This window comes from Acidovorax sp. HMWF029 (assembly GCF_003060895.1).
Classification (GTDB): Bacteria; Pseudomonadota; Gammaproteobacteria; order Burkholderiales; family Burkholderiaceae_C; genus Acidovorax.
Window position 1 is genome coordinate 1 of record NZ_QAIH01000032.1, and the last position, 8,925, is coordinate 8,925.

The 8,925-nt window shown below is 64.1% G+C and carries 9 protein-coding genes; 1 reads left to right on the forward strand and 8 read right to left on the reverse strand.

Features of this window, described 5'->3' with window-relative positions; genetic code table 11:
- Both DBR12_RS02135 and asd read right to left on the reverse strand, forming a co-directional pair.
- Positions 1–1,149: FimV family protein (locus DBR12_RS02135; protein WP_304529301.1), on the reverse strand; the 1,149-nt coding region annotated here is incomplete at its 3' end.
- Positions 1,150–1,448: 299 nt separating this feature from the next.
- The gene (asd, locus tag DBR12_RS02140) at positions 1,449–2,579 is read right to left on the reverse strand and encodes an aspartate-semialdehyde dehydrogenase (RefSeq protein WP_108615738.1); all 1,131 of its coding nucleotides are present in this window, start codon (positions 2,577–2,579) and stop codon (positions 1,449–1,451) included.
- A 382-nt stretch (positions 2,580–2,961) separates the two neighbouring features.
- On the opposite strand from asd, the gene DBR12_RS02145 reads away from it, so the two are divergent.
- Positions 2,962–3,636 (forward strand): dihydrodipicolinate reductase C-terminal domain-containing protein, encoded by a 675-nt coding sequence (locus DBR12_RS02145; protein ID WP_108615739.1) that lies wholly within the window; start codon positions 2,962–2,964, stop codon positions 3,634–3,636.
- Positions 3,637–3,707: 71 nt separating this feature from the next.
- Here the strand turns inward: DBR12_RS02145 and leuB are convergent, their stop codons facing one another.
- The 6 genes from leuB to DBR12_RS02175 all read right to left on the reverse strand — a co-directional run.
- Positions 3,708–4,781, reverse strand: a complete 1,074-nt coding sequence (gene leuB, locus DBR12_RS02150; RefSeq protein ID WP_108615740.1) for a 3-isopropylmalate dehydrogenase — start codon at positions 4,779–4,781, stop codon at positions 3,708–3,710.
- A gap of 76 nt (positions 4,782–4,857) precedes the next feature.
- Positions 4,858–5,508, reverse strand: a complete 651-nt coding sequence (gene leuD / locus DBR12_RS02155; protein WP_108615741.1) for a 3-isopropylmalate dehydratase small subunit — start codon at positions 5,506–5,508, stop codon at positions 4,858–4,860.
- Between the two features lie 13 nt (positions 5,509–5,521).
- Complete coding sequence (locus DBR12_RS02160; RefSeq protein WP_063461163.1) at positions 5,522–5,653, reverse strand: entericidin A/B family lipoprotein; 132 nt, start codon at positions 5,651–5,653, stop codon at positions 5,522–5,524.
- An 11-nt stretch (positions 5,654–5,664) separates the two neighbouring features.
- Positions 5,665–7,086 (reverse strand): 3-isopropylmalate dehydratase large subunit, encoded by a 1,422-nt coding sequence (gene leuC, locus DBR12_RS02165; protein WP_108615742.1) that lies wholly within the window; start codon positions 7,084–7,086, stop codon positions 5,665–5,667.
- 17 nt (positions 7,087–7,103) lie between these two features.
- The gene (locus tag DBR12_RS02170; protein WP_108615743.1) at positions 7,104–8,081 is read right to left on the reverse strand and encodes a LysR family transcriptional regulator; all 978 of its coding nucleotides are present in this window, start codon (positions 8,079–8,081) and stop codon (positions 7,104–7,106) included.
- Positions 8,082–8,204: 123 nt separating this feature from the next.
- Positions 8,205–8,925 (reverse strand): MBL fold metallo-hydrolase (locus DBR12_RS02175; RefSeq protein WP_233244254.1); only part of this gene is annotated, 721 nt, incomplete at its 5' end.

The window sequence follows — 8,925 nt, forward strand, 5'->3', positions numbered from 1 at the left end:
GGCAACACCGGCGGGGGCGCTGGCTGCGCCTGCTGCTGCAGGGGCTGAACTGCCGCCTGCGGCGGAAGAGGCTGCGCCCAGCTTGTTCAGGTCGTTGATGTTCTTGGACAGCTCGGCCATCCGGGTGGCGGCTTCGCCCGCCTGCTTGTCTTTGACGACCTGCTCTTCAGCGGCCTTCTGGCCCTTTACGGAGCCTTTGGAGAGTGTGAGCTTGTCCGGTGCAGCTGTGGCGGGTTTTTTGTCTTCCACTCGGGTTTGCACAGAGCCTGAGGCCGAACGTTGTGCGGCGGCCACTTCGGTGGACGGGGCCGCGCCAGCGAGTTTGCGGCGGAAGTCATTGAAGTCGCGAGCCTGAGCCGCGAGGATCTGGCGTGCCTCGGGGGGCGTGGTGGACTGGGCTGCGGCCCCGTCGGGCATCTGCAGCACAGCGCCCGCCTTGATGCGATTGACGTTGCCCTGGATGAACGCGTCTGGGTTGGCACGCATCATGGCGACCAGCATCTGGTCCAGCGACACGTCTGCAGGTTTGTAGGTATTGGCGATGCGGCCTGCCGTGTCGCCAGCCTGGACTGTCACGCCATCCGTGGGGGTGGGGCGAGGAGGCGCCGCAGGACGAGGCGCTGCCGGTGCGGCGGCGGATTCGGTTGGCCTTGGTGTAGTCGGTGCGCGCACGGCAGGTGTGGCTTGCACCGCTGGGGCGGAAATCTGAGGCGAGGCGGTGACCGTTGGTGCCGGCCGGCGCAGCGCGGGCGGATCGAACAGCATGGTGTAGCTGCGCACCAAGCGGCCCGTGCCCCAGTTGGCATCCAGCACCAGATCGAGGAAAGGCTCGTTCACGGGGCGGTCACTGGACAAGCGCAACACGGCCGTGCCGTCGGGGCGGCGCTGCAGCTGAATCTGCAGGTTGTTCATGGCCTGGGTGTACTCCATGCCCTGGGCGCGGAACACTTCGGGGGCGGCTGCTGTGGCGCGCAGGGTGTCTGCTTCGGCAGGGGTGATCTGAGGCAGGTCGATTTCTGCGCGCAGAGGTTCACCCAAGGCTGACTGCACCGTGATACGGCCTAGCGCAAGGGCCGATGCATCGCTGGCGTAAAAACCAGAGCAAGCCACGGCCGCGGCCGCCAAGACAGAGAATTTCCAACGATGCATGTTTGCCAACAACTGATGAGGATTTTGTGCGGCTCGGACGAGCGGTGCTTTTTTTGTCATGGTCTGGTCCCGCCCCGGCGCGTGAAAATATGTAAAAAGCACCATAGCATCAATGTTTTGCACTGACAAGCTGAGGTGGCTCCGAAGCTTTGAGAGGTGCGCCGACGCCCCAACTTGGGGCAACCGGTTGTTGTCAATTGCCAACGTCCCGTAACGGAGTGTGTCTGGTGTCTGGGCGTGAAAAAGCGCGCATACGGGGAATATGCGCGCCTTGAGGGGAGGGCCGATCAGCCCTGAAATCAAGCTGCCAGCAGGATGCGCAGCATGCGGCGCAGCGGCTCGGCAGCACCCCACAGCAGCTGGTCGCCGATGGTGAAGGCGCCCACGTATTCAGGGCCCATGGCCAGCTTGCGGATGCGACCCACGGGGATGGTCATGGTGCCGGTCACGGCGACGGGCGTCAGGTCCTGGATGGTGGCTTCACGGGTGTTGGGCACCACCTTCACCCATTCGTTGTCGGTAGCGATCATGGCTTCGATGTCAGCCAAGGGCACATCCTTCTTGAGCTTGAAGGTCAGCGCCTGGCTGTGGCAGCGCATCGCGCCCACGCGCACACAGAAGCCGTCCACCGGCACGGCGGGGGCGCTGAAGCCTTCGCCCTGGCCCAGGATTTTGTTGGTTTCGGCCATGCCCTTCCATTCTTCCTTGGACATGCCGTTGCCCAGGTCCTTGTCGATCCAGGGGATCAGCGAGCCGCCCAGCGGTACACCGAAGTTGGCGGTTTCTGCGGCTGACAGGCTGCGCTGCTTGGCGATAACCTTGCGGTCGATCTCTAGGATGGCGCTCTTGGGATCGTCGAGCAGTGCGCGCACTTCAGCGTTGAGGGTGCCGTACTGTGTGAGCAGCTCGCGCATGTGCTGGGCGCCACCGCCTGACGCTGCCTGGTAGGTCTGGGTGCTCATCCATTCGACCAGGCCCGCCTTGTACAGCGCGCCCACGCCCATCAGCATGCAGCTCACGGTGCAATTGCCACCGATCCAGTTCTTGCCGCCGTTGGCCAGTGCATTCTGGATCACGGGCATGTTGACCGGATCGAGAATGATCACGGAGTCCTTGTCCATGCGCAGGGTCGAGGCAGCGTCAATCCAGTGGCCGTTCCAGCCTGCAGCGCGCAGCTTGGGGAACACTTCCGAGGTGTAGTCGCCGCCCTGGGCGGTGATGATGATTTCGCAGCGCTTGAGGGCGTCGATGTTGAACGCGTCCTGCAGTGCAGTCTCGTTCTTGGCCTGGGCAGGTGCCTTGCCGCCTGCGTTCGAGGTGGAGAAGAACAGGGGTTCGATCAGATCGAAGTCCTTCTCTTGTTCCATGCGGTCCATCAGGACCGAGCCGACCATACCGCGCCAGCCGACCAATCCTACCAACTTGCTCATTTCAACGCCCTTTCTAAGTGAGAAACAGTGCCAGACCGGACTGCTCGCCTGGCTCGTCTGGCCAGGAGGGGCGCACGACGAACCAGGCTGAGTCAGCCCTTAATGGTCGTGGTTTTGGTGATGGTTGCGCGCGCAGCCACACCGGCCATGGCGGCGGGTGCAATGTTCAGGGCGAACGTGTGGGCGGCAAACATAGGCGGGGATTGTAGCGGATGCGGGCTTTGGGGCCTATACCGATGTTTGAACAGGTTCTGAGGCGCTGCCTGCGGGACGGGCGGAGGAAACGAGTCAACGATTTTGCGGGGAGCCGCCGTTCACTGTCTGCGCCGCACTAAAGTCCTGCCTGTTCATCGCTTTGTCTGATTTCCATCGAGAGTCAAAAATGAAAGTCATTGTTGTAGGGGCCGGCAAGCTGGCCACGGAGCTTCTAGGCGCGCTGCCCTCTGGGGGCGCTGACCCGGTTGTCCCTTGGGTCACCGATGGGCTGCCTGCACAGAAGTCGGTGGTGGTGCATGCGGGATCGGGCCGGGAGCTGCAAGCCGTGAGCGCCTTCTGTGCATCCACGCAGTCCCCTTTGGTGGAGCTGTCCACGGGATCTGCGCTGGAGCAGGCGACCGTGGGTTTTCCGCTCGTTCTGTGTCCCAACACCAATCTCCTCATGCTCAAGTTCATGGCCATGCTGGAGCGCTGCGGGCATATCTTTTGTGGCTACCGCATCGGGCTCACCGAGTCTCACCAGGCGCCAAAGTCATCTGTACCGGGCACTGCCGTCAGCATGGCGCAGGCGCTGGGCCTCAAAGCGGATGACATCCATTCCGTGCGCGATGCAGAGGTTCAGCAGCGCGTGCTGAAGATCCCTCCGGAGCACCTTGCCCGCCATGCCTACCACCAGGTGGTGATGGAGGATGGTGCTTGCAGCGTGAAGCTGGAAACCCGCGTCTATGGTGAGGCCCCGTATGCCGCTGGCGTCGAACAGATTGTGGCGGCCGTGCGCGAGCGGCCGCTGGAGAATCGGCGTTACTCCATCATGGAGTTCATCGACAACGGCTGGCTGTAGCGGTAAATCGCCGCGCCATGAAAAAAGCGCCGCAAGACCGGCGCTTTTTTGTGGCTGCAGAGCGTCTGCGTTCAGGCCGCCAGGGCCTTCACGACGGCATCGCCCATCTGGGACGTGCCCACCTTGGTGGTGCCTTCGCTGTAGATGTCGGGCGTGCGCAGGCCTTGCGCCAGCACCTTTTGCACGGCGGCTTCGATGCGCTGGGCGGCAGCTTCCTGGTTCAGGCTGAAGCGCAGCATCATGGCTGCAGACAGGATGGTGGCCAGCGGGTTGGCGATGCCCTTACCGGCGATGTCGGGTGCGCTGCCGTGGCTGGGCTCGTACAGGCCCTGGTTGCTGCTGTTCAGGCTGGCCGAGGGCAGCATGCCGATGGAGCCGGTGAGCATCGATGCCTCGTCTGACAGGATGTCGCCAAACATGTTGCCCGTCACCACTACGTCAAACGCCTTGGGCGCCTTCACGAGCTGCATGGCCGCGTTGTCCACATACATGTGCTGCAGCTCGACGTCGGGGTATTCCTTGTGCACGTCGGTGACCACGTCCTTCCAGAACTGGAAGGTTTCGAGCACGTTGGCCTTGTCCACGCTGGTGACCTTCTTGTTGCGCTTGCGGGCGGCCTGGAAGGCCACGTGGGCGATACGCTCAATTTCGGGGCGGCTGTAGCGCATGGTGTCGAACGCTTCCTCAGTGCCGGGGAAGTGGCCGTCGGTGGCCACGCGGCGGCCACGCGGCTGGCCGAAGTAGATGTCGCCCGTCAGCTCGCGGATGATGAGGATATCGAGGCCCGCGATCAGCTCGGGCTTGAGGCTGGATGCGCCTACCAGTTGCTCGTAGCAGATGGCGGGGCGGAAGTTGGCGAACAGGCCCAGGTTCTTGCGCAGGCCCAGGATGGCTTGCTCGGGGCGCAGGGGGCGGTCGAGCTTGTCATATTTCCAGTCGCCCACGGCGCCGAACAGGATGGCATCGGCTTCTTTCGCCAACTTGAGCGTGGACTCGGGCAGCGGGTGGCCATGGGCTTCGTAGGCGGCGCCGCCTACCAGGGCGGATTCCATCTCGAACTTCAGGTCAAGTGCCTGGAGGACCTTGACGGCCTCGGCGACGATTTCGGTACCGATGCCGTCACCCGGCAGAACTGCGATTTTCATTGGTTTGCTTCTATTTTGATAGCTGCTTTGGCAAGCTGGTTGCGCGGAAACGGCTATTTTGATGGGTATTTTGGACTCAGGACACCATGGTGTGCGCCAGCCAGGGTTTGGTGGCCAGGCGCTGGGCCTCAAATGCCTTGATCTTGTCGGACTGGCGCAGGGTCAGGCCGATATCGTCAAAGCCGTTGAGCAGGCAGTATTTGCGGAAGGCGATCACGTCAAACGGGATTTCCTCGCCCTGCGGCCGCACCACCACCTGGCGTTCCAGGTCAATGGTGAGCTGGTAGCCGGGGAAGGCCGCCACTTCGTCGAACAGCTGGGCCACGGTGGACTCGGGCAGCACGATGGGCAGCAGGCCGTTCTTGAAGCAGTTGTTGAAGAAGATGTCGGCAAAGCTGGGCGCGATGACGGCGCGAAAGCCGAACTGGTCCAGCGCCCAGGGCGCGTGCTCGCGGCTCGATCCGCAGCCAAAGTTCTTGCGCGCGATCAGGATGCTGGCGCCCTTGTAGCGCGGCTGGTTCAGCACGAAGTCTGGGTTGGGTTTGCGCTGGCTCTCTGGGATGCCGGGCTCGCCCTTGTCCAGGTAGCGCCACTCGTCAAACAGGTTGAGTCCGAAGCCCGTTTTCTTGATCGACTTGAGGAACTGCTTGGGGATGATGGCGTCGGTGTCGACGTTCTCGCGGTCCATCGGGGCCACGAGGCCCTTGAGCAAGGTGAATTTCTGCATGGGTGCCTTGTGGTTACTTGTTGGCGGCGCGTTCGAGTGCGCCTCCGGCGCGTTGAACGTCCTGGCCCACGCCCTTGACGGTATTGCAGCCGGCCAACAGCAGGGCGGCAGACAGTGCGATGAGGGTTGCGGCAATTTTCTTCATGGCGTGCTCCTTCAGGCGAATTGGCGAATGTCCACAAAATGGCCGTGCACGGCAGCAGCAGCAGCCATGGCGGGGCTGACGAGATGGGTGCGGCCACCAGCGCCCTGGCGGCCTTCGAAGTTGCGGTTGCTGGTGCTGGCGCAGCGCTCGCCGGGCTCCAGGCGGTCGGCGTTCATGGCCAGGCACATGCTGCAGCCGGGTTCGCGCCACTCAAAGCCAGCAGCCTTGAAGATCTGGTCCAGGCCCTCGCGCTCGGCTTGCTCTTTGACGAGGCCCGAGCCGGGCACCACCATGGCCAGCTTCACGTTGCTGGCCACCTTGCGGCCCAGGTTCTTGACCACGGCGGCAGCTTCGCGCATGTCTTCGATGCGGCTGTTGGTGCAGCTGCCGATGAACACCTTGTCGATGGTGATGTCGTTGATGGGCTTGCCGGGCTGCAGGTCCATGTAGGTCAAGGCGCGCTCGATGGCGCCGCGCTTGTTGGCGTCCTTTTCCTTGTCGGGGTCGGGCACGCGGGCGTCAATGCCCAGCACCATTTCGGGCGAGGTTCCCCAAGTCACTTGCGGCTGGATGTCGGCGGCGTCGAGCTTGACGACGGTGTCGAACTTGGCGTCGGCGTCCGAGTGCAAGGTCTTCCAGTACGCCACGGCCTGATCCCATTCCACGCCCGTGGGGGACAGGGGGCGGCCTTTGACGTACTCAATGGTCTTGTCGTCCACCGCCACCAGACCCGCGCGTGCGCCGCCTTCGATGGCCATGTTGCACACGGTCATGCGGCCTTCCATGCTCATGGCGCGGAACACGGAGCCTGCGAATTCGATGGTGTAGCCCGTGCCGCCCGCCGTGCCGATCTTGCCGATGATGGCCAGCACCACATCCTTGGGCGTCACGCCCTTAGGCAAATTGCCGTCCACCTGCACGAGCATGTTCTTGGCCTTCTTGGCCAGCAAGGTCTGGGTGGCCATCACGTGTTCAACCTCGGAGGTGCCGATGCCGTGGGCCAGTGCGCCGAACGCGCCGTGCGTGCTGGTGTGGCTGTCGCCGCACACCACCGTCATGCCGGGCAGGGTGGCGCCGTTTTCGGGGCCGATCACGTGCACGATGCCCTGGCGCTTGTGCATGAAGGGGAAGAACGCAGCGGGCGTGATTTGCGCCATGTTGTCGTTCAGCGTGGTGATCTGCTCTTTGCTGATCGGGTCGGTGATGCCGTCGTAGCCGTTTTCCCAGCCCGTGGTGGGCGTATTGTGGTCGGCTGTGCCTACGATGGAACTCATGCGCCAGACCTTGCGGCCCGCCTCGCGCAGGCCTTCGAAGGCCTGAGGGCTGGTGACTTCGTGCACCAGGTGGCGGTCGATGTAGAGGATGGAGGTGCCGTCCTCTTCGGTGTGGACGACATGCTCGTCCCAGATCTTGTCGTACAGGGTGCGTCCCATGGCGTGGCTTTCTACTTTCAGGTGGGGGATTGGATTTTAGTGTCGGTGGCCGGGTATGCAGGTGCCGGGTCGGGCCGTGGTGCGAGGTGTTCCACCAGCAAGCGGGCCGTGATGGGAAGGGCCTCAAAGTCGCGGGCCACCACACGCAGTTCTCGGCGGGCCCAGGTGTCGGTCAGCGGGATGGCCTGGAGCTGGCCCACCCCGCGCATGAGTGCAAACGCACGGTCGGGCAGCAGGCCCACGCCCAGGCCGTTGTCGATCATGCGGCACATGGCATCAAGCCCCGTGACCTGAATGCGCTGGCGCAGCGGGCGCCCGGCTGCGGCGGCAGCCGCGCGCATGGCCAGGCTGATGCTGCTGTTGGCATGCAGGCCCACAATGTCCCAGTCCAGTACTTCTTCAAAATTGATAGCTGCCTGGGCAGACAGGGCGTGCCCAGAGGGAACTACAAGCACCAGGCGGTCGGACCGGTAGGGGCGGCTTTGCAGGGCGGGGCTGCCCCCCGCGCTGGCCATGCCGATGTTGCAGATACCCAGATCGGCCGCGCCCTCCTGCACGGCGTGCAGCACGTCGCTGGAAAGGTGCTCCTGCAGATCGATCTTGATCTGGCTGTGCTCGCGCGCAAACGCGCCCAGGTCCTCGGGCAAGAACTGGAAGATGGCCGAGATATTGGCGTGCATGCGCACATGGCCGCGCACGCCGTCGGCGTATTCGCTCAGCTCGCCTTGCATGCGCTCCAGGCCAAACAGCACGGTGCGGGCGTGGTGCAGCAGGCTCTCGCCTGCGGGGGTGAGAGTCACGCCCCGGCTGTGGCGGTAGAGAAGGGCGGTGTCTACGGCGGTTTCCAGATCGGACAGGCGCTTGCTGACAGCCGATGCGGCAATGAATTCGCGCTCGGCCGCCCGGCCGATGCTGCCGAGTTCGCACACCGCCACAAACAGTTGCAGCGAGGTGAGGTCGATACGGCGCGCAAAACTGCGCTCGGAGCTTTTCATGGGGTGTGTCTTCTCGAAATGAGAAGGATGGCTATTTTCTCCCCATTATTTTGTATTTGTCATCGTTATGCGCGATGGCTTGCTTGCCCGTCTGCGGTTGGCACGCTGTGCAGGGGGCGGGGGTCAGGCCAGACAGGTGCTGCCGTGCTCTGGCACCGCCGCATTCCAGCGCAGTTCGTGTGCTATGCGCTGCCGCAGGTGGTCGGCAGCGCCCATTTCGCCATGCACTACATACACCTGGTCAGGGGCGTGGCCCATGCTGCGCAGCCAGGCGATGAGCTGGTTGCCATCGGCATGGGCCGAGGCGGACGACAGCCGCACCACTTCGGCGCGCACGGCCACGTCCTGGCCGTGGATGCGGATGGTCTTTTCGCCCTCGGCCAGCCGTGCGCCGCGGGTGCCCGGGGCCTGGTGGCCGGTCAGGATGATCATGTTGCGGTGGTCGCCCGCATGCAGTGCGAGGTGGTGCAGTACGCGCCCCCCGGTGGCCATGCCACTGGCCGACAGGATGACCATGGGGCCGTGCAGTCGGGCCAGGCCCTTGGACTGCTCCGGCGTCTGGACCATGGTGGCGCCATGCTCCAGCGCCTGCACCTCGCGGCCGCTCAGGCGGTGCTCCTGCATGTGGTGCTGGAACAGGCCCGTGGTGCTCACGGCCATGGGGCTGTCCAGAAACACCTTGAGCGACGCGGGCACCACGCCCTGCGCCTTGAGCAGGCCAATGGCGTGCAGCACCACCTGGGCACGGCCCACGGCAAACACTGGCACCACGGCTGTGCCGCCGCGCGCTGCCAGGCGCTGCAGGGCAGGGCCCAGCTCATCCAACAGGCCCTCGGGCGGGTGT

Bases quoted from the DNA above. Each gene is read 5' to 3' on its own strand.
- asd (WP_108615738.1), bottom strand. From the start codon at position 2,579: ATGAGCAAGTTGGTAGGATTGGTCGGCTGGCGCGGTATGGTCGGCTCG.
- DBR12_RS02145 (WP_108615739.1), top strand. From the start codon at position 2,962: ATGAAAGTCATTGTTGTAGGGGCCGGCAAGCTGGCCACGGAGCTTCTA.
- leuB (WP_108615740.1), bottom strand. From the start codon at position 4,781: ATGAAAATCGCAGTTCTGCCGGGTGACGGCATCGGTACCGAAATCGTC.
- leuD (WP_108615741.1), bottom strand. From the start codon at position 5,508: ATGCAGAAATTCACCTTGCTCAAGGGCCTCGTGGCCCCGATGGACCGC.
- DBR12_RS02160 (WP_063461163.1), bottom strand. From the start codon at position 5,653: ATGAAGAAAATTGCCGCAACCCTCATCGCACTGTCTGCCGCCCTGCTG.
- leuC (WP_108615742.1), bottom strand. From the start codon at position 7,086: ATGGGACGCACCCTGTACGACAAGATCTGGGACGAGCATGTCGTCCAC.
- DBR12_RS02170 (WP_108615743.1), bottom strand. From the start codon at position 8,081: ATGAAAAGCTCCGAGCGCAGTTTTGCGCGCCGTATCGACCTCACCTCG.